At 65.0% G+C, this 20,021-nt stretch carries 15 protein-coding genes; 13 read left to right on the plus strand and 2 right to left on the minus strand.

The features are described from left to right. Position 1: 1 nt before the first annotated feature. From BM052_RS05660 to BM052_RS05695, 8 genes are all read left to right on the plus strand, one after another. Positions 2-526: a cytochrome C gene (locus BM052_RS05660; RefSeq protein ID WP_091144271.1), complete on the plus strand. Its 525-nt coding sequence runs from the start codon at positions 2-4 to the stop codon at positions 524-526. Positions 527-673: 147 nt separating this feature from the next. Continuing rightward, a complete protein-coding gene (gene peaA / locus BM052_RS05665; RefSeq protein WP_255405985.1) occupies positions 674-2,455 on the plus strand; it encodes a quinohemoprotein amine dehydrogenase subunit alpha in 1,782 nt (593 codons plus the stop codon). Beyond that, a complete protein-coding gene (peaB, locus tag BM052_RS05670) occupies positions 2,452-3,918 on the plus strand; it encodes a quinohemoprotein amine dehydrogenase maturation protein (protein ID WP_255405986.1) in 1,467 nt (488 codons plus the stop codon). Before peaA ends, peaB begins: the two co-directional genes overlap by 4 nt. Continuing rightward, positions 3,915-4,247 carry a quinohemoprotein amine dehydrogenase subunit gamma gene (gene qhpC, locus BM052_RS05675; protein ID WP_091144274.1) on the plus strand — a complete coding sequence of 111 codons (333 nt, stop codon included), beginning with the start codon at positions 3,915-3,917 and terminating at the stop codon, positions 4,245-4,247. The genes peaB and qhpC overlap by 4 nt, the downstream gene beginning before the upstream one ends. Positions 4,248-4,298: 51 nt before the next feature. Continuing rightward, on the plus strand, positions 4,299-5,384 hold the full coding sequence (locus BM052_RS05680) for a YncE family protein (RefSeq protein WP_091144276.1): 1,086 nt from the start codon (positions 4,299-4,301) through the stop codon (positions 5,382-5,384). Beyond that, on the plus strand, positions 5,381-6,382 hold the full coding sequence (locus tag BM052_RS05685; RefSeq protein ID WP_091144278.1) for an NAD(P)/FAD-dependent oxidoreductase: 1,002 nt from the start codon (positions 5,381-5,383) through the stop codon (positions 6,380-6,382). The genes BM052_RS05680 and BM052_RS05685 overlap by 4 nt, the downstream gene beginning before the upstream one ends. After that, positions 6,379-8,112, plus strand: a complete 1,734-nt coding sequence (locus BM052_RS05690) for an ABC transporter ATP-binding protein (protein WP_091144281.1) — start codon at positions 6,379-6,381, stop codon at positions 8,110-8,112. Before BM052_RS05685 ends, BM052_RS05690 begins: the two co-directional genes overlap by 4 nt. 1 nt (position 8,113) lies before the next feature. After that, positions 8,114-8,821: a subtilisin-like serine protease QhpE gene (locus BM052_RS05695; protein WP_091144284.1), complete on the plus strand. Its 708-nt coding sequence runs from the start codon at positions 8,114-8,116 to the stop codon at positions 8,819-8,821. An 88-nt stretch (positions 8,822-8,909) separates the two neighbouring features. Here BM052_RS05695 and BM052_RS05700 read toward each other — a convergent pair whose 3' ends face one another. Further along, positions 8,910-11,636: a TonB-dependent receptor gene (locus BM052_RS05700; protein ID WP_177198345.1), complete on the minus strand. Its 2,727-nt coding sequence runs from the start codon at positions 11,634-11,636 to the stop codon at positions 8,910-8,912. Positions 11,637-12,025: 389 nt separating this feature from the next. On the opposite strand from BM052_RS05700, the gene BM052_RS05705 reads away from it, so the two are divergent. Then, positions 12,026-14,080: a tetratricopeptide repeat-containing sulfotransferase family protein gene (locus BM052_RS05705; protein ID WP_091144285.1), complete on the plus strand. Its 2,055-nt coding sequence runs from the start codon at positions 12,026-12,028 to the stop codon at positions 14,078-14,080. Between the two features lie 97 nt (positions 14,081-14,177). Here BM052_RS05705 and BM052_RS05710 read toward each other — a convergent pair whose 3' ends face one another. Further along, positions 14,178-14,795 carry a TetR family transcriptional regulator gene (locus BM052_RS05710; RefSeq protein WP_369821496.1) on the minus strand — a complete coding sequence of 206 codons (618 nt, stop codon included), beginning with the start codon at positions 14,793-14,795 and terminating at the stop codon, positions 14,178-14,180. Positions 14,796-15,005: 210 nt separating this feature from the next. Here BM052_RS05710 and BM052_RS05715 point away from each other — a divergent pair, with 210 nt between their 5' ends. The 4 genes from BM052_RS05715 (at position 15,006) to BM052_RS05730 (ending at position 19,898) form a co-directional block, all read left to right on the plus strand. Further along, positions 15,006-15,968 carry an SDR family NAD(P)-dependent oxidoreductase gene (locus BM052_RS05715; protein WP_177198346.1) on the plus strand — a complete coding sequence of 321 codons (963 nt, stop codon included), beginning with the start codon at positions 15,006-15,008 and terminating at the stop codon, positions 15,966-15,968. 79 nt (positions 15,969-16,047) lie between these two features. Further along, positions 16,048-17,274 carry a cytochrome P450 gene (locus BM052_RS05720; RefSeq protein WP_091144292.1) on the plus strand — a complete coding sequence of 409 codons (1,227 nt, stop codon included), beginning with the start codon at positions 16,048-16,050 and terminating at the stop codon, positions 17,272-17,274. Positions 17,275-17,460: 186 nt separating this feature from the next. Beyond that, positions 17,461-18,249, plus strand: coding sequence for a phytanoyl-CoA dioxygenase family protein (locus BM052_RS05725; RefSeq protein ID WP_091144294.1), 789 nt, complete (start codon positions 17,461-17,463; stop codon positions 18,247-18,249). 29 nt (positions 18,250-18,278) lie between these two features. Beyond that, positions 18,279-19,898 (plus strand): acyl-CoA dehydrogenase family protein, encoded by a 1,620-nt coding sequence (locus BM052_RS05730; protein ID WP_091144296.1) that lies wholly within the window; start codon positions 18,279-18,281, stop codon positions 19,896-19,898. Positions 19,899-20,021 lie beyond the last annotated feature (123 nt).

The following is a 20,021-nucleotide window of genomic DNA, read 5'->3' on the forward strand; positions in this document are numbered from 1 at the left end:
CATGTCCGCCCGGAACCGGCAGTACTTGTTGCTGGCCGCGGGATGCCTGTTGGGGATCGCCAGCTATGCTTCCGCAGGCGATCCGGCGCCGGCGCCGCGGTTCGGCATGCTCGATCCGGCGCTCGCGCGCTCCGACTATATCGAGAACTGCGGAGGCTGCCACGGCGTGACCGGAAGCACTGCCCCTGCCGCCGTACCCGAGTTGCGCGGCCGGGTCGGCTACTTCCTGTGCACGCCCGAGACCCGTGCCTATCTGCTGCGGCTGCCCAACGTCGCGCACAGCCGCATCGGCGACGACCAGCGGCTTGCCGAAGTCATGAACTATGTCGTCTTCGTGCTCGGCGGGGCCAGCGCGCCGCCTGGCCGCCTCCCCTTCGACGGCGCCGAGGTAGCCCGGGAACGCCGCCACGCGCTGAGCGCCGCCAACCTTACCGACGAGCGCGCGCGCAACGTCCGGATCGTCATGCGGCAGTGCAACGGGCCGGCGTCCCTGCGGTCGATGTACGATCCGCTCCACTCAAGATAGGCGGCAGTGCCGCGCGGTTTGCGGGCATCCCGGCCTTCTTTCGCAAGTGCAATAAAGTGGCTTGACCAAATCTTGACGATCGTCCTATCTTCGCGTTGACCGGCGGGGATTCCCCGGCTTTCTCCAACTCTGGGGGACACAGCGAACATGAATTTCGCGCTACGGCCGCGCCTTGGCAACCACCGCGCCATGATCCTGCCCTTGCTCGCCGGCATGGTGCTGTCGGCCTCGGTCGTCACGGCGCAGGTCGCCGATCAAGCCGCCGTCGACGAAGCTGGCAAGGATCCCTCGGACTGGGCGGAGAAGGAAACCGGCATACCGGTGACGGACAGGCTGACGATCGAGAAGTGCGGATCGTGCCACGCCCCTGACGACAAGGGCAATCTAACGCGGATTTCCTGGATCCGCGCCACACCCGAAGGCTGGTCGCAGACGATCAAGCGCATGGTCAAGCTCAACGGCCTGGCGATCACGCCGGAGGAAGCGCGCGCGGTGGTGAAATACCTGGGCACCTGGCACGGGCTTGCTCCGGACGAGGCCAAGCCGGTCATGTACTTCGCCGAACGGCGCGTCCAGGACGAAACGATCATCCCGAACGAGAACCTGCGTACGAGCTGCGCGGGATGCCACGCCTTCGCTCAACCCATGTCCTCGCGCCGCAGCCACCGCGAATGGGCGCTGCTCCAGAACATGCACAAGGCGCTCTATTCGCAGGCGGAGTTTCAACTGAATCGCCCGGCGGACGAGCAGCCTGCGGATAACAAGCCGCCCAAGAAGCCCCTTACCCAGGGCCAGATCGCCCTGGCATGGCTGAGCAAGGAGGCCGATCTGGGCAGCGCGGCCTGGGCCCAATGGCGTCCGCGCATCCGCACGCCCCGGCTTGGCGGCAAGTGGATCATTTCCGCGAGCCTGCGCGGGCACGGCCGTTTCGTGGGCACGATGACGATCACCCCTTCGGGCGACGACTTCACCACCACCACGACCTTGCGCTCGCTCGATACTGGGGCAACCTCCACGCGCACCGGCAAGGGGCTCGTCTATGCCGGCTATTCCTGGCGCGGCACATCGGGCGGGGGGCAGTCCGCCAAGCCGGACGACATCACCGGGGCGCTGCGTGAGACCATGTGGTTCTCGCCGGACCAGACATTTGCCGAAGGCCGCTGGTACTGGGGCGAGTACCACGAATTCGGCCTGGACGTGAAAATGACGCGCGCCACCGGCGGCCCGGTGATCGCCGCGGTCTCGCCCAGCGCGGTCAAGATCGGGGCCAAAGGCACCGAAGTGCACATCTACGGCGACGCCCTGCCCTCCGCGCTGTCCGCCGACGATCTCGATTTCGGCAGCGGCGTGACGGTGCGCAAGGTCGTGACCCTCTCGCCTTCCGAAGCGGTCGCGACGGTCGATGTATCGGCGGACGCGATCGCCGGCCTGCACGACGTCGCCGTGAACGGCGTGACGCTGACCAAGGCCCTGCCGGTGTACGGCAGCATCGACTATCTGAAGGTGGTTCCCGAAACCTCGCTCGCGCATCTGGGCGGCATCAAGTACGGCAAGGGCTACGAGCAGTTCGAGGCCGTGGCCTGGTCGAACGGTGCGGACGGCAAGCCCAATACCGGCCCCGATACCGGCGATGATTTCCCGGTCATGCCGATCGCCGCCGACTGGACGATGGGAGAATTCCCGACCGTCACTTACGACGACGACGTCAAGTACGTCGGCACGCTCGGCACGGCCGGTTTCTTCACGCCGAACGTCGAAGGGCCCAATCCGGAGCGCCGGTTCAGCCGCAACAACTATGGCGAGGTCTGGGTGGTCGCGACCGCCAGGACTCTCAAGGACAAGCTCGGCAAGCCGCTGAGCGCGCGGGCCTACCTTGTCACCACGGTGCCGACGTATCGGCGCTGGGACCAGCCGGAGGTTTCCCAATGACCAGCATGACCGCACTCACTTCGGGTCGCTACCGCCGTGGGGAACTGCATGAGTTCGAAGCCGCCGGGCAGCCGTTCATGTACCTGGTTTCCGCCGGGGCCATCTTCGCCCTCGACGAAGGTGCCAATGCGGTCCTGCGCAAGCTCGGGCAAGTGGACATGAGCCACGCCGAGCTTGCGCAGGCTCTGCGGGATGCGGGGTACGACCGGGCGGACGCGGAGGAACTGATCCGTGAGCTGCTCTTCGTGCAGGGCATCGTCTCCGACGCGGTGCGCCCCGCCGTCGCGCCGTCGCCGGCAACCCCGCCCGCCGACTTCCCACTCCAGGCACTGGTGCTCAACGTCACCAACCAGTGCAACCTCGCCTGCACCTACTGCTACGAATTCGGGGCCGACAAGATCGCTACGCCCCAGGGCAAGCCGAAATTCATGACCCCGGAGACCGCCAAGGCCTCGGTCGATTTCCTGCTGGAGAAGTCGGCCGGCCACCAGGCGGTGCACATCACCTTCTTCGGCGGCGAGACGCTGATGAACTTCAAGCTGCTGCGCGAAGTCGTGCTCTACGCGCGCGGGCGTGCCGAAGCGCAGGGGCGGACCATCGGCTTCAGCCTCACCACCAACGCCACGCTGCTTACGGACGAGATCATCGCGTTCCTCTCCGAACACGAGATCGGCGTCACCGTCAGCATGGACGGTCCGCCGGACTTGCAGGACAAGCACCGCGTGTACAAGTCCGGCAAGGGTTCCTACGCCGTCATCGAACCGCGCCTTCGCAAGCTGATCGCGCAGCATCGCACGCGGGCGATCACCGCGCGCGTGACGCTGACCGACGGCGTCACCGACGTGATCCGCATTTACCGGCATCTGAAGGACGACCTGGGCTTTCACGAGGTCGGCTTCGCGCCCGTCACCAATTCGGGCGACCGGGACTACATGATCGGCGACGGCGCCATGGACGAAGTGCTGGCCCAGTTTCACGAGCTTGCCGCCGAATGGCTGGAACATGCCCTGCGCGGCGAGATGCACGGCTTCTCCAATGTCAGCGAGACGATCGGCGAACTGATCCAGGGCGTCAACAAGTCGCACCCCTGCGGCGCCGGCCTGGGGCTGCTGGGGGTAAGCCCATCGGGCGACCTTTCGCCGTGCCATCGCTTCACCGACGCCGACACCCACACGCTTGGCCATATCGCCACGGGGATCGACGCGGACAAGCGCGAGGATTTCCTCTCGCGCGGCCACGTGAGCGCCAAGTACGAATGCCAGACGTGCTGGGCACGCCCGCTCTGCGCCGGGGGATGCCACCACGAGGCTTTCGTGCGCTACGGCGACACCGGCCATGCCAACCTTCATTATTGCGACTGGATCCGGGAATGGACCGACGCCTGCTTGCGCATCTACGGCGCGGTCAGCGTGCAAAATCCCGATTTCCTTGAGCGCTTCGCAGCACGAAAGGGCCTGTCATGAAGCATCTCCGCCCCGTCAACCGGAAGGCAGCGCGGATCGACGCCACTGCGTCGCTGCTGGAAGAGGACGTCGTCGCGCTGCAGCAGCAGCCCCCCAAGCCGCATATCCCGATGGGCTGCACCTTGTCCTTTTCTCCCGGCTGGGAAGTCGATGCGGGCGGCGGCACGGCGGGCCTGTGCCAGCCGGTCGAGCGCGACATCTACGATTGCTACGTCACCTGCTTCTGGCCGGTGCAAGTGCCCGACCACGTCAACTATTCGCCCGACTGGGCCAGCAACTGCGCGGTCGCGACCAAGGACTGGCGCAACCTGGACCTTGTTTTCCCCTGATCGACGGGCCGCACCGGACCCGACGCATTTCACGAGGAAGAGCCACGTAGCATGAAGACGCTTCGCCTTGCACTCGCGGCCCTGTTGACCGCATCCGCCGCGGCTTCGTCCGATGCTGCCACGATCGTGCTGGGCGGCTATCCCGACCAGATCCAGTTCGTCGGCGACGCCGACGGCAAGGTGGTGCAGAAAGTCACGCTGGCGTCCGGCCTTCCGACCAACCTCCAGCTTTCGGCGGACGGCAAGCGCATCTACATCACCACGCTGAGCACCAGCGGGATCGAGGTGATGGACGCGGCCACGCGCAAGATCGTCACCAGCCTCAGCCTCAACACGCCGACGACCCGCTACCGGTTCACCGGCGGCGTGCCCGATCCCACCGGCCGTTATTTCTACATCGTCGGCACGCGGATGGACAAGGAGATCGACCGCTACCGCATCAGCAAGCCCCGCTTCATGACGGTCGACCTCAAGACCAGGCAGATCGTCCGTGAGGTCGATGTCGACCCGCAGGACGAAACGCCCGCCTACCGGACGCGCCTCGCCATTTCCCCGGACGGCAAGTCTCTCTATCTGTTCCAGAAGAAAGTGCTGATCGTCGACACCAGCAATTTCAAGGTGGTCGACCGCATCGACCTCGAAAAACCGGATTTTCCGGGCATGCAGGAAGTCGGCATCGGCGGCAGCCTGGAGACTCTGCGGGAACCGGGTGTCTACGTCTCGCTGTTCAATGCCGAAGATCCCTACATCCACAACAAGGTGTTCGGCATCGCCCGGTTCGACCTGTCTTCGCGGGCGTTCACCTTCAAGCCGATCGGCCCCGCGCCCGCGCAGATGGCGGGACTGGAAGTGACGCCCGACGGCAAGGACGGCTACACCGTCGCGGTCACCGGCGAGTACGGCAACAAGCGCTGCGAGTTCTGGCATTTCGATCTCGCGACCAACGCGGCGCTGGAAAAGGCCGAGTTTCCCTGCCGTTCCCGCTTCTACTTCGGCATGTCCCGCGACGGCCGAAAACTGTATATCTACGGCGCGGGCTACGACATCGCCGTCTATGACGCGAAGACACTGAAGATCGAGCAAGATTGGGAACTTACGAACGACATCACGATGGCGGGGATACTGACCCTGCCTTGAGCGAGCCCTGGACTGTCACGATCACTGGCGGCGGCGTGGCGGCGGCATGCTGCAAGCATCTGCTGCGCGAACAAGGCGCGGCGGTCCATGGGACGGCCGACGCCCGGTTGCCCGTGCCGGCGATCATGCTGAGCGATCCCGCACGGTCGCTGCTGCGCGAATGCCTTGCCAAGCCAGCCCTGTTCGAAAACAATGCCCGGATCACCCGGCGCTTCGTCGCCTGGGGCGGGCATGAACCGGTCTGCCTGCCGCACGGCGCCGTCATGCTGGGCGCCGGCGACCTGGACTTCGCGTCGCCCGATGCCGGCCCGGCGCCGCGCGCGGCGGACTTCACCATCCGGACCTCGCGCCCCGCGCCGGACGAACCCTTGCTGCGCTTCGGGGAACGGATGGGAGAGACAGTCCCCGTGCGCCTGCTCATGCCGGAAGATGCCGATGCCTGCTGGATCGAATCGGTCGAAGACGGCTGGCTGTTCATGATCCCGTCTGCCGGACAGGGCGGCTGGCTGCTGGCCGTGGGCGCGCCCTGTGCGGTGCTTCTCGAACAGAGCCGCCATCTCGCCGCCCGTGTCCGAATCGAAGCGCGGCAGGCTGCGCGGTTCGATACCGCCCCGCGCATGCTCGCCGCCATGGCGGGCGGCGGCTGGCTTGCCTGCGGCTCGAGCGCGATGGCCTTCGATCCGATCTGCGGCGACGGCACCGCGCTCGCCGTGCGGCAGGCCATACTGGCCTGCGCCGTCGCCCTGGCATGCCGGGAGGGCGAGGACGCCGGCGCGCTGCTCGGCCACTACGAGGCGATGATGACGGCGGCGATGCGCCGGCACTTGCGGCACTGCTGCGAATTCTATGGTTCCGGCGGAACCGGTCCATGGTGGTGCTTGCAGCAACAGGCGCTGGCGGACGGGTTCGCGGCCTGCACTGCCCGGCTGGAGCGGGAGCCGCCACCGCGTTTCGCGCTGGAAGGCTTTCGTCTCGTGCGGCGGGAACTGGCGGCATGAACGCCGCCGCGAACGCCAGTCCGCCAGATTCCGCCACCGCCATTCCCGGCTGGCGCAGCTATGCCAGGCTGCTTCCTTTCCTGCGTCCATATCGGCGCGCGCTTGCCGTGGTGCTGGTGGTCAGCCTGCTCGCGACCGCGCTCAACCTCATGCAGCCCTATCTGTCCAAGCTGATGATCGACAAGGCGCTGCTGCGCGGCGACATGGGGGCGCTCGTAGAGATCGCGGGCGCCATGATCGCGATCTCGCTGGGCGGCTTCGCGCTCAACATGTTCGCGAGCTATCGCTACGTCTCGGCCTCCGCCGCCATGCTGTTCGATATTCGCGCGGCCTTGCTGCGGCACCTGCAGCGGCTTTCCCCGCGCTTCTATGCGCGCTTCCGCCTGGGGGACCTCATGTCGCGGATCAACAGCGACGTAAGCGACATCCAGCGTGTCACGGCCGATTCGCTCCTCTCCGTTCTCAGCAACCTGCTGATGCTGGCCGGATGCGTGGCGATGATGCTGTGGCTCGATCCCGTGATGTTCGTGATCGGCGTGGTCGTCATACCGGTCTGCATTGCCCTTTTCCTCTACTTCCAGCGGAAGCTGACCGAACTGAACCGCGTGATGCGCGAACGGGGTGCCGACTTGGGCAGCCTGCTGGTCGATACGGTGATGGGCATGCGGACAGTGACTTCGCTGCGCGCCGAGGAGCATGAAATCAACCGGTTCCGCCAGCGCAACGGCGCCTTCGTCTCGACGATGCTGACGATGCAGCTCACTTCCTTCATGGCCGGCGCGCTGCCGGGCACGCTGCTGACCGCATCCACTTCGGCGATCATTCTATATGGCGGAACGCAGATCATCGCGGGCAAGATGACGATCGGCACGCTGGTGGCTTTCATGACCTACCAGTCACGGCTTTTTTCGCCCATCCAGGTGCTGATGGGGCTGGGATCGGGACTTGCATCGGCGCGGGTTTCGCTGGGCCGGATTTTCACGCTGTTCGACACATGCCCCGATGTCGTCGAACGTCCGGCCGCCTTGCCGTTCAAGGACATGCACGCGGGCCTTCGCTTCAACGAGGTGACCTTCCGTCATGATGGCAGAACCATCCTGAACTCGGCCAACCTGTTCATCCCCGCCGGCACCTTCTGCGCCATCGTCGGGCCGAGCGGGATCGGCAAGTCCAGCATGGCCGACCTGATGGTGCGCTACCTCGATCCGGACGAAGGCAGCATCGAAGTGGACGGAATCGATCTTCGCGCGCTGAAGATCGACGATCTGCGCCGTGCGATCGTGCTGGTCGACCAGTCGCCGCATCTTTTCAACGACAGCTTGGCGAACAACATCGGATTCGCCTGTTCGGGTGCCTCGGACGAGGCCATCGCCAAGGCTGCCAGGCTGGCCGGGCTCGCGCCGCTTGTCGCGCGCCTGCCAGAGGGCCTTGAAACCCGCGCCGGCGAACGCGGGCTGGCCCTTTCCGCCGGCGAGCGGCACCGGGTTGCCGTCGCGCGCGCGCTGCTGCGCCGCCCCTCGGTCCTGATTCTCGACGAGCCTACCGCCGCCCTCGACAGCGAGACCGAACGCCTGGTCGCACATGGTCTTCGCGAAGCGCTGCCGTTCGCCACGATCATCGTCATCACGCACAAGCCCGCGCTGGCGGAGCTTGCGGACATGGTGGTGACCTTGGGCGACGAGAGGCTGGAAGCAGGGCAAATGTCGGCACGGACCGGCAAGGCGGAATGACATGACCGGCACTGCGACGGGACGCGGCGTTCGCATCGCCGTCATCGACAGCGGCGTCAATCCGGACCACGCTCATATCGAGGCTTCGCGCCTTGCCGCCGGCGCCGGAATACGCGGCGACGGCAGCGTCGAGCTGGGGGCGGAGGCCACGCTCGACCGGCTGGGCCACGGGACGGCGGTAATGGCGGCAATCCAGGAAAAAGCCCCCGGCGCCACCTGCATTCCCATCCGCGTGTTCCACGATAGCCTGAGGACCACCGGCCTGGGGCTCATCGCGGCGCTCGACTGGGCGATCGCGCAGCGCGTGGACGTCATCAACCTCAGCCTGGGCTCGACCACCCCGGCCCATGCGCCGGCCTTTGGCGCGGCGATAGAACGGGCAAACCGCGCGGCCACGATCGTCGTGGCGCCCCGTGAGGTTGACGGAGCGCCCTGCTATCCCGGCGCGATCGACGGCGTCATCGGCGTGGGCATCGACTGGGACTGCCCGCGTGCGGCATTTCGCGTCGCCGAAGACCAAAGGCATTTCCTGGCCTCCGGCTATCCCCGCCCGATACCCGGCGTGCCGCCGCGCCGAAATCTCTACGGCATCAGCTTTGCCACGGCCCAGCTATCCGGCTTTGCCGCCTGCGCGCTCGAAAACCTGCCCTCGGCAGGCCCCGCCAGAATCACCGCGCTGCGAACCGCGCTATACGCGAACGCCCGATGAAGACGCCCGCCACGCTGAGCAGCGTGGCGGGTGAATACAGCCGAGTTCCATCGATCGGAACCCGGGTTCCGATCGATGCTCCCTGCTATCAGAACTTCTGGCCGAATCGCATGCCGAAGAATTGCGGCTTGATCGTGAAGGTGCGGGACGAGCCCGCGCAGAAATCGATTGAGCAGAACGTGTTCTTGGTCAGCCCGCCGCGCTTGTCGAAGGCGTTCTGGAGGAAAAGCGTAAAGCTCCAACTGTCCTTCTTCACCCCAGCCGAAAAGTCGAAGCTGACGAAACCCTTGGTGTTGCCGAGCAGCGCGTTGTTGTCGACGTTCAGGTCCTGGGTCGCGCCCGTCTGGTACAGCGCCGCACCCTGGAGATAGGTCTCAAAATCACCAATGATGGTATCATAACGGATAGAGGTCGTACCCTTGAATTTCGGTTGGCGAGGCAGGCGCGTACCGTTGGCGGCGGCAACCTGAGGGGTCGGCGGGCTCGACCCTGGCACATCCTCGCCAAGCGTACAGCTCGGCAATTGCGAGATGGTTGCGGTCGACCTGTCGAGCGCGAAGTTGCAGAAGTTCCCCTTCAGCTTGCCGTCATTGTAAGCGCCGGAACTCGATATGGTGACCTTGCCCAGCTTCAAGTCGGCATCATATTCGATGCCCTTGACCTCGGCCTTGCCGGCATTGCCGGTCATGCCCGCGCCCTGTGCGCCCGAAACCACGACGCTATATTGGATATTGTTCCACTTTTCGAGATAGACGGCGGCATTCAGGCGGAAGACACTGCCCCAGGTCGTTTTCACGCCCACTTCGAAGTTTGTCAGCGTCTCGGACTTGTAGGGCGCCACGTCCACCGGGCCATAGCCGCGAATACGCAGCGGCCGATTGAAACCACCGGGCCGGAAACCAGTCGAATAATTGAAATAGAGCATCTTGTCCGGCTGGAACTGCCAATCCAGCGCGACCTTGTGCGTTTCGCCGCTTTCCTTGTAGCGACCGGTTTCGTCCGTAGCCCGGAAGTTGGTGTTGAGGCACTGCAGTCGCGCCGCCGGCAGTGGCGTCGGGCAGCCGAAGGTCCCGGTCGGCACGTACAGCGAAGTGACGGTGTTGGCGGCGGAAGCCGCCACGCCGGCGAAACCCACGACGGCATAATCGGTCCAGAAATAGCGGATACCGCCCGTGATCTTCAGTGAAGGCGTAATATTGTAATGGCCTTCGGCGAAGATCGCCTCGTCATGATAGAGCTGGTTCTGTTCGACGACGTAGAAGCCGTCCCCCTTCACCGCCTGCGTGCCATAGACCATGGTTCCGAGCGGATTGCCGTTCGCGTTGATGACATCGCTGGTGTCGAAATAGGGTACGCCGTCATCATCATAGGCGATCGCGTACATGGCCGGCACACCGATCAACCCGCCCGCGACATCGCCGCCGCCCGTCTGGGTATATCCGGTGATGGTATCGAGGCCGCGTATCGCGTAGTAGGTGTTGCTCTCGTTCTTCTGCCGCTGGTAGAAGCCGCCGATGGTGACGTCGAATGGCCAGTCCTTCGGCGTGCTCAGGCGCAGTTCCTGCGTGAACTTGTTCCTGTGCCAATCGGCATGATAATATTGCGTCGGGTCGATCATCGAGCATTGCTGCGATGCGCCCGATCCCGTGCAATTGTCGAAGAACTGGAGATAGCTTTCATAGCCCGGCCCAAAACCGTCATAGGTGACAGTATAATAGGTATAGTCATTCAGCGTCTTGGTCCTGCGCTTGAAATAGCCGGTCGCCGAAACGATGTCCCAGTCGCCGATATGGCCGTGGATGCTCAGCGCCGCCTGATACCATCTGTCGTCATTGCGGGTCTTGTCGTAGTCGTGCACTTCCAGGTCGCCGACGCGCGGGTCATAACCGAAATAGCCGTTCGCGATCTGCCGCTGTGCGGTGAATTGCGGCGTGATCTCCCAGTCAGGAGCCGGCTGCCACAGGATCTGCACGCGGCCGCCGAATTCCTTGATGGTGTTGTAGTCGTCCTTGGCGATATCACTGTTATCGAGCGCGTAGGACGTGGCCGGATTCTCATCGCCCAGCGTGTAAACCGCCGGAGCGCCATTGTTGAGCAGGCCGTTGTTGGGCGTGTTGTCGATATAGCCGCCGTCGCGCCGGTAATAGCCCATGACGCGCAGTGCCAGTGTTTCGCCTTGCGGAATGTTGATATAGGATTTGAGCTTCCCGCCAAAATCGCCCTTGCCGTATTTGTTGGCCTCGACATCGTAACCGAATTCGAAGGTGTCGAGCTTGGGCTTGTTGGTGATGATGCGGATCGTGCCCGCCAGCGATCCCGCGCCGTAAAGCGTGCCCTGCGGACCCGACAGCGCTTCAATGCGCTCCAGGTCATAGGCCTGGATATCGGGCACTTCGGTGCCGGTGATCGGAATGTCGTCCAGATAATAACCAACCGAGGCGTAGTTGCCGCCCGCCGGCACGATACCGCGAAAAAAGGCGGTGTTGCGGCCTGGTCCGATCCCCTCGAAGGATACCGAGGGCAGCAGCGCGGCAAAATCGGACAAACCCGTCACCTGCCGTTCCGCCAGCTTCTCGGCGCCCAGCGCCTGGATGGAGATCGGCACCTTCTGCACACTTTCCGCCGTGCGCGTCGCGGTCACGACGATATCGCCAAGGCCGCCGGAGTCCCCGGCGTCCGCGGAAGCGGCCGGGCCGGATTCGGCGGCCGCATCGTCCGCCGCGAAGGCCATTCCGGGAGAGACAAGCCCCGACAGCATGGTGGTCACCCCCAGGGCCCTGATGAAACGAGACCGGCGGTGAGGTTGCATTTTCATACCGATTGACTCCCCTTGCAGTAGCTAACCCTCCTTGCCTGCTCTCCCGCGCGTGTTTTTTGCATTGCACCGTCGCCGCCGGGAGCCACGATCGGCTCCGGTTTTCGCAATTGCAAAACATGCCGCGACCGGGAGCAGCCTGTGCTCTCCAGATTGCCGCATGACAGCGCAGCTTAGACGGTATTACTTATGTTCCCCTTGGACTTCCGCCGTTCTGGGACGGTCGTCCAAGTTTCATAATGCTATATCACGACACGGAGTCAACACCCTTGTTCGGACCAGCATTCGGACCGGCATGCGGTCACGCGTTCGCGGCCGCGGCATCGGCGGTTGCGCAACTGCAAAATCGTGCTCATTATGCGAAAGCGAAAAGAAAAATGGGGTCCCGGATGGAAGCTGCTGCCCGCACCAGTAACACTGCGACCGACCCTCTTTCGCTGAAGCAAGCGCTCGAACAGGCTGCGCGGCTGCTGGACAAGCAGCCGGAGGCGGCATTGAGGCGGGCCGAAGCGATACTGAAGCAGGCCCAGGGCCTGCCGGCGGCGGAACTGCTCGCCTGCCAGGCCTTGCGGCGGATGGGCAAGACCAAGGCGGCGCTGACGCGTGTTTCCGCACTCGCTCGCAGCCAGTCGCGCGTGCCCGCGGTGATCTGGGAATGGGCGCTGGCGGCCAGCGAGGCGGGCGCGGGCAAGCAGGCGATTGCCGCGCTGGAAAGCCTGACCCGGCAGCAGCCCGCCGTGGCGGACGGCTGGTTCCTGCTGGCCAGGGAGCTGCGCAAGGCCGGCCTCAAGGACGAGGCGTGGCGCGCGGACCTTTCCGGCGTGCATGCTTCCTCGCGCGATCCGCAGTTGCTCGAGGCTGCGATGGCGATGAACGAGGGCCGCCTGGATGAAGGCGAAGCCATCCTCAAGGGACGGCTCCAGCGTGTCCCCGGCGATCCGGCCGGCCACCGCCTGCTCGGAGAAATCAACTGGCGGCGCGGCGACATGACAGCGGCGCTCGCGCTGGTCGAACGCGCCTTGCAACTCGCGCCCGGCTTCGATCTGGCGCGCGATTTCCTGGTGCGCCTGCTGCTCCAGACCAACCGCCTGCCGGAAGCGCTCGAGCATGCCGAGACGCTGGCCTCCTCGCCGCTGAAGAGCCCCGGCCACGCCCTGCTCAAAGCCTCCGTGCTGGTGCGTCTGGGCGATCAGCGGCGAGCGCGGGCGATCTACGAAAAGCTGCTGAAGCAGCAACCGGATCAACCGCAAGTCTGGCAGAATCTGGGCCACGTCCTCAAGACGCTGGGCGAGCAGGCCGATGCGATCGACGCCTACCGCCAGGCCGTGGCGCGGCAACCGGCCATGGGCGAAGCCTGGTGGAGCCTCGCCAACCTGAAGACCGTGCAGCTGGGCGCCGAGGACATCGCCGCGATCGAACGGGCCCTCGCGCTGCTGGAACCGGATGCCGCGAACCGCCGGGAAGACATCTTCCATCTTCATTTCTCGCTCGGCAAGGCCTTCGAGGACGCGGGCGACTATGCCGCGTCCTTTCGCCATTACGACCTGGGCAACCGGCTGCGCCGCGCCATGGTGCTGCACGACGCCGATGGCTTTTCCGCCGAAGTGGCCGCCGCCGCCGGCACTTTCACCAGCGCCTTCCTTTCCGAGATGGGAGCAGGTGGCTGCCCGGCGCCGGACCCGATCTTCATCGTCGGCCTGCCGCGCTCCGGCTCGACGCTGGTCGAGCAGATCCTCGCCAGCCATGGCCAGGTGGAAGGAACGATGGAGCTGCCGGAGATGATGATGCTCGCCAGCCGCCTGCAATCACGGGTCGACGAAGGCGAATTCCCCGATTTCCGCGCCATGGTCTCCTCGCTTTCGCCGCAGGATCGCCTGCGGCTGGGCGAGGAATATATCGAGCGCACCCGCGTCCACCGCCACACGGCCAAGCCGCTGTTCGTCGACAAGATGCCCAACAACTGGCAGCACGTGGGCCTTATCAGGCTGATCCTGCCGAACGCGAAGATCGTCGATGCCCGGCGCCATCCGCTGTCCTGCTGCCTTTCCGGCTGGAAACAGCACTTCGCGCGCGGGCAGGCCTTTACATACGACCTTGCCGACATCGGCCGCTATTACCGCGACTACGTGGGGCTGATGGCCGCGCATGACCGCGCCGCGCCCGGCGCGGTGCACCGCGTGATCTATGAAAACATGGTGGCCGACACCGAAACCGAGATCCGCCGGCTGCTGGACTATCTCAGCCTGCCCTTCGAACGGGCCTGCCTCGAATTCTACAACAACGGTCGCGCCGTGCGCACGGCCAGTTCCGAGCAGGTACGCAAGCCGATCTTCACCGATGCGGTCGGGCACTGGAAGAACTACGAGCCCTGGCTTGGACCCCTGGTGGAAGCCCTCGGCCCGGTACTCGGTGCCTATCCTGAGGTGCCCGAAACCCGGGACTGATGCTCGAACCCGGCCGGACGATCGCAGACGGCGGCCTCCAATGACCAAGCAAGGAGAGGAACGAGGGAGCAGGAGTTCCGATCACCGGAATTTCATATTATAAGTCATTGAATATATTATTGAAGTCTGCATATTGTTCTTCGATCACGTCGCCCAGATCGCTGGCGCAATCGTCAGCGATCCAGACCCCGACCGCGTGTGAGAACACCGCCAGTGCAACGCGCGCCCGAAGCGCGAACGCCTCCGGAGGGCGATCATCGCCACGACGCACCGCCAGGGCCTTGGCGACACCAATGGCCCAACCCCGCCCGATGTCATGGCTCAGCCTGCGCAGCGGCGGCGAGAGCGCGATGATCTTGGCGAGGCGCGCCGTGAGTCCGGTGTCGAATTCGACCAGCCACACCTGTTTGACGGCGTTCTTGATCGCCAGGAAGTCGCTCTCCTCCGCCGGGCGCCGCACGACCGCCTCCCAGAGCGCGGGAAGCAGCGCGTCTTGAAAATTCAGGACCACGTCGGCCTTGCCGGGAAAATAACGGAAGAACGTGGCGGTCGCGACTTCGGCCAGTTCGGCGATCTGCTCCACCGTCGTATCTTCATAACCCTGCTCGGTGAACAGCGTGAGCGCCGCCTCCCGGATCGCGCGCTGCGTTCGCAGGCGCTTTCTTTCGCGCAGGCCCGGCTGCTTCATGCGTAGGGATGTGTCCGGTAAACTCATAGTGGGACTAATATGAGATTGACTCTCAAATTATGTCAAATACCATTTTGGAGCGACGATCGGGATTCGCCGTCGCAAGCGAAGAATCCAAGGATGAGGGAGGCCGGCGAAGCTCTCTCACCCCGGAATCCGCCAGGAATTCTACAAGATATCGGTGCCGTTTCGAAGTGCCGCAACAAGATTTCAGCTTTGAGAGAGGATCAACAGCCCATGACAGAATTGCGTTTCGACGGGAAAATCGTGCTGGTCACCGGCGGCGGCCGGGGAGTGGGTCGCGCCCATGCGCTGCTGCTGGCATCGCGCGGCGCGAAAGTCGTGGTGGCCGATCCCGGCGTCGCGGTGGACGGTTCGGGCGGCTCGAACGGGCCGGCGGACGAAGTCGTGCAAGAAATCAAGGCGGCGGGCGGAGACGCGGTCGCCTGCTATGCGTCGGTGGCGGAGGAAGCCGGCGCGAGCGCGATGGTCCAGGCCGCGCTCGACAGCTTCGGCCGGCTCGACGCGGTCATCAACAATGCCGGCATCAACGGTCCGGAATTGTTCGAGAACCATACGGCCGAAGATTTCCGCAGCATGGCCGAGGTGAATTACCTCGGAACCGCCAATGTCTGCCGCGCGGCATGGAAGCACTTCATGAAGAGCGGCGGCGGCCGCATCGTCAACACCGCCTCCGAAGGCCCGCTGGGCATCCATGAAATGATGACGGCATACGGCGGCGCGAAAGGCGGCGTGATCGGCCTGACCCTGGCACTGGCTTCGGAGGGTCCGAAATATGGGATCGCGGTCAACGGCTTCTCGCCGCGCGTGGGCACCAGGATGTCCTCACCGGAAAGAATGTCGCATGTCTACGGCCGCCCGCCAGAGACTTTTGCCAAGCTGTCGACGGTGTTTCCGCCGGAACTGGCATCGCCGGCGGCGGTCTATCTCGCCCATGAAAGCTGCCCGCTCAACGGGGTCATGCTGTGCTGCGGCGGTGGGCAGGTCCTGCGCATGGCGATCATGCAGAACGATGGGTTCACAAGCGAAAACCTGACGATGGAAGCGATCACCGCGCATCTCGATGAAATCGTCGACATGAGCGACGCGGCCAATGTCGGCGTAGGCATGCTCGAAGGCGAGACGCGCAAGCCGAAGCTGGCGGGCGGAAACAAGACCAGCCTGGAAGCGGTGGAGTAGATCGAGGTCGCGGCGGGGTTGGCGTTCGCGCGCCGGTCCCCTCGATTTTGACCCGACTGCAAGAAACGGAATACCCACGATGCAAGAGACTATTGATGCTTCAACTTGCCCGGCTGCCGGCCGGGACGATCGCAAGAGCGCCGAATTCGCCAGGCAACACGTTTCGCCGTTCGCCGGCGCCAGGATCATTCGCAGCTTTGCCGACGCGCGCGAAGTGCTGCGTTCGCCGAACGTGCGCCAGGGAGGCGGCAATTCCTCGGAGGTCGTCTTCGACAACCCCGCCCACATCTCTTTCTTCTTCCTCGACGGAGAGCCGCATCGCAAGCGCAGGGCCTCGGTGGCTGCCTATTTCACGCCGAAGGCGATCATCACCCGCTATCATCCCATCATCAATCGCACGATGGCCAAGCTGACCGCCGAACTGCGGGCGGCGGGCACGGGCGTGCTCGACGAAATGGCGCTGGAACTCGCGTCCAACGTCACCGTGGAAATCCTGGGGATCGACGATCGGAACGACCCGCTGGCCCTGGCGAGCCTGCTGCATGCCATTCGCCGCTCCTCGCCGCGGCCGAACCGCGGTGCCTTGCGGCGCTTCCTTGAAGATCGTCTGTTCGGCTGGCATTTCCGGGCGCCCAAGGACCGCCTGACACGCCAGTTCTTCGACAATCATATCACGCCGGCGATCGAGGTCCGGCGCCGGGAGCCCAAGGACGACGTCGTCAGCTACATGGTCCAGGAAGGCTATTCCAAGGCCGCGATGATTATGGAATGCATGACCTACGGCACCGCCGGGGTTTCGACGACGCGCGAGTTCATCGGCATGGCGGCCTGGCACATGTTCGACCGGCCCGAGCTGAAGCAGAGCTTTCTCGATGCCGATGAGGACGGGCAGTTCGCCATCCTTCAGGAGATCCTGCGGCTCGAGCCGGTCTCGGGCATGATCTACCGCCGGGCGGAAAGCGCGATCCCCCAGGCAAACGATCGCCCGATCGAGGCCGGCGATCTGGTCGGCATCGATATCAGGTCCGCCAATCAGGACGAGCAGACAGTTGGCGCCTGTCCGTTCACCTTCGATGCGGAGCGGAGGGCGAAAACCCGAAATGTCGCGAACTACATGACTTTCGGCGACGGGCCGCATCGCTGCCCCGGCTCGCAGGTCGCCCTGCACGAAGGCCGCATGTTTCTCGATTCCATCATGCGCTTGCCAGGCATTCGAATGGCGCGGAAGCCCGAGATGCTGTGGAACCCCAACACGCAGAGCTACGAGATTCGCGGGATGACCATCCATTGCGACAAATCGGTATGAACGGTGCCGCGAACGGCGAGCGGTCCGTTCATCGTCCGGGAACGAAACGCCCCGTCTCCTGAAACCCCGGGGCGCTCCGGGCCGCGCCGCGCTTTCCTCGAGAACAACGTGCCCATTCAGGAAACGCTTCCCGCTACCGCCCGGCCGATTGCGGAAGACCATCAATTGTCCGAAGGTGCATCCGTCATGACCATGCTCGCACAGTCCGCCGAAGTGGAGTCGATCCTCGGTAATCTTGCCCAGGCCGGCTACTGCATCGTGCCCGACGTGCTCGACGCCGATGCACTGGCGTTAGTGCGCGGCGCCCTCGACCGCGAGTGCGCGGCCGACGACGAGAACGGCACCGCCATCCGCTACGGCCCCGACAACGCCAACCAGCGCATCTGGGCGATGCTCAACCGCGGCGAGGAATTCGTGCTGCTCGCCACGCACCCGCTCGCCCTCGAAATCGTGCGCGGCGCGATGGGCACCGACGTCCTCCTCGCCCAGCTCTCCGCCAACGTGACCGCCCCCGGCGCTGACCGTGACGTCGGGAGGCTGCATACCGACCAGGGCTTCATGCCGGAGCCGTTTCCCCAGATGCTGGTGCTCAACGTGGCGTGGTTCCTGGATGATTTCACCGAGGAAAACGGCGCGACCCTGGTCGTGCCCGGCAGCCACCTGAGCCTTGCCTACCCGCAGGGCGGCCTGGCACCATCGGCCCCCGCCCGGCTCACCGGCAAAGCCGGATCGATGGCGGTGTTCGACGGGCGCCTTCATCATGCCACCGGTCTCAACCGCACCGCCGACCAGAAGCGGCGCGGTGTTTTCGCCACCTATTACATGCCCTTCCTGCGCACTCAGGAGAACTGGACCGTCTCGCTCGACCGCGCGCTGCTCGATCGGCATCCCGGTCTGGCCGCCCTCACCGGGTTCAAGGAGTGGCAGACGCTCGGCAGCATCAACGGGCCGACGATGTCGGGTCTTAATTTCTGACTTCGACCAGAGACAGGAAACGCCTGCACATGAACTCCCATTCCGTTTCCGATGAAAACGCCCTCGGCGATGAAGTTCGCGGCTTTCTCGCCAAATGCCTGCCTGCCCTCAAGGATGACATGAAGCAGCTGGCCGCGTTCGCCCGGCAATCCGATTACCACGACGATATCCTCTGGAACGATCCCCTGTTCCGGGCCAGGGCGGCGGCGCTGCAAGCCGAACTCGACGCACTCGAACATGCGCTGGCCCGCGCGATGCAGGGCGGCGACAGGGCGAGCGACGATCTGGCAGTGCTGGCAGGGATCACGGGATCGGAGCTGCAACGGAAAGTCGGCGGCCTGATCGCCCAGGCGCTCGGCCCCTTTGGCCTGGCGCAGGAGCCAGCCCATCACGGCGGCCTGGCGGCGGACGAATTGCCCGGTCCGTTCGAGGCGCCCGGCGGCGCCCCGATCCTGGCTTTCCGCGACGGCGACAATGAACTGCTGCGCCAGAGAATCGCCGAGACCAGCCTTCACCATTCAGGAGCCAGATTGGACCTCGGTCCATCCGGCGAAGACGCGAAGCTGCGCGACGGCATCGATCGCTTCACCGCCGCCGCATATGCCTTGCCGGCACGTGCAGCGTTGCTGGCCGCCAACCGCGACAACTGGGACCATTTCGCCGCGATGGGCTGGCTCGGGCTCGGCATTCCCGAGGAAGCGGGCGGCCATGGCGGCTCGCTGGCGACGATGATGCTCCTCGCCGAACGGTTGGGCGCGGGGCTTGCGATTGAGCCGTATGTTGGCGGCATCGTCTATCCCGCGGCGGCGCTTCAGGTCTCACTCGATGCGGCGGAGGCGGCAAAGCTGCTCGCGCCCGCCGTCGCTGGCAAAACGCGGCTCGCCATGGCCTGTCACGAAGCGCCGGCGCGTGGCGGCCTGCGCTGGACCAAGGCAAGCGCAACACCGGACAAGGACGGATACGTCCTCGACGGATGCAAGGTCGCGGTCGACGGCGGCGGCACGGCGACCGACTATCTGGTTTCCGCCCGCACGGCGGGTGAGGTCTATGACCCGTTCGGCCATTCGCTGTTCCTGGTGCCGCGCGGCACGCCAGGCGTCAGGGTTCACGCATGGCGGATGATCGACGGCAGCGACATGGCGACGGTCGAACTGGACGCCGTGCGCGTCCCGGGCCAGGCGTTGCTGGGCAAGCCGGGCGCGGCGCTGGCCGCCTTGGGCGCGGGAATGGACGTCGCGATCGTTGCCAACGCATTCGGCGTGGTGGGAGCGATGGAGGCAGCGCTCGCCGCCGCGCCCGGATGCTTGAGCAAGGACGGGCAGCCGGGCGAAGCAATGCGCGACTCCCGGCTTCAGCGCCAGCGTGCCCAGATGCTGGCGGCGCTGGAGCAGGCACGCTCGGCAGCATTGCTGGGGCTAGCCAGCCTGTCGGAGCCCGACGGGCGCCGGCGCGCTTATGCGACCTCGGCAACCAAGGCGGTGATCGTCCGGGCCAGCGACTTTGTCTGCGGGCAGGCGATCCGGTTGCACGGGGAGACGGGCATCGCCGAAGAAGGGCCTGCCGGCCATTTCCGCGATTTCGCGGCGGCGGCCAATTCGCTGCGCGGTTCGCTCGATTTCCACTTGTCGCGAATGTCGATGCTCATGTGATCCCACGACCGGAGCAGGCGAAGTGCTCGATGTCTGCGGGACCGCACGGCTGGCTTGATGGCACCTCGCGGCAAAGCTTGCAGGATCGGCAAAGCATGCGATCCTCTCGCGCCCTGACGGAGA

Source organism: Novosphingobium sp. CF614, from assembly GCF_900113255.1.
GTDB lineage: Bacteria > Pseudomonadota > Alphaproteobacteria > Sphingomonadales > Sphingomonadaceae > Novosphingobium.

Coding starts and splice junctions, on each gene's coding strand:
- BM052_RS05725 (WP_091144294.1), top strand. CDS start 17,461: ATGACCATGCTCGCACAGTCCGCCGAAGTGGAGTCGATCCTCGGTAAT.
- BM052_RS05715 (WP_177198346.1), top strand. CDS start 15,006: ATGACAGAATTGCGTTTCGACGGGAAAATCGTGCTGGTCACCGGCGGC.
- BM052_RS05690 (WP_091144281.1), top strand. CDS start 6,379: ATGAACGCCGCCGCGAACGCCAGTCCGCCAGATTCCGCCACCGCCATT.
- BM052_RS05720 (WP_091144292.1), top strand. CDS start 16,048: ATGCAAGAGACTATTGATGCTTCAACTTGCCCGGCTGCCGGCCGGGAC.
- peaB (WP_255405986.1), top strand. CDS start 2,452: ATGACCAGCATGACCGCACTCACTTCGGGTCGCTACCGCCGTGGGGAA.
- BM052_RS05730 (WP_091144296.1), top strand. CDS start 18,279: ATGAACTCCCATTCCGTTTCCGATGAAAACGCCCTCGGCGATGAAGTT.
- peaA (WP_255405985.1), top strand. CDS start 674: ATGAATTTCGCGCTACGGCCGCGCCTTGGCAACCACCGCGCCATGATC.
- BM052_RS05660 (WP_091144271.1), top strand. CDS start 2: ATGTCCGCCCGGAACCGGCAGTACTTGTTGCTGGCCGCGGGATGCCTG.
- BM052_RS05710 (WP_369821496.1), bottom strand. CDS start 14,795: ATGAGTTTACCGGACACATCCCTACGCATGAAGCAGCCGGGCCTGCGC.
- BM052_RS05705 (WP_091144285.1), top strand. CDS start 12,026: ATGGAAGCTGCTGCCCGCACCAGTAACACTGCGACCGACCCTCTTTCG.
- BM052_RS05680 (WP_091144276.1), top strand. CDS start 4,299: ATGAAGACGCTTCGCCTTGCACTCGCGGCCCTGTTGACCGCATCCGCC.
- qhpC (WP_091144274.1), top strand. CDS start 3,915: ATGAAGCATCTCCGCCCCGTCAACCGGAAGGCAGCGCGGATCGACGCC.
- BM052_RS05695 (WP_091144284.1), top strand. CDS start 8,114: ATGACCGGCACTGCGACGGGACGCGGCGTTCGCATCGCCGTCATCGAC.
- BM052_RS05700 (WP_177198345.1), bottom strand. CDS start 11,636: ATGAAAATGCAACCTCACCGCCGGTCTCGTTTCATCAGGGCCCTGGGG.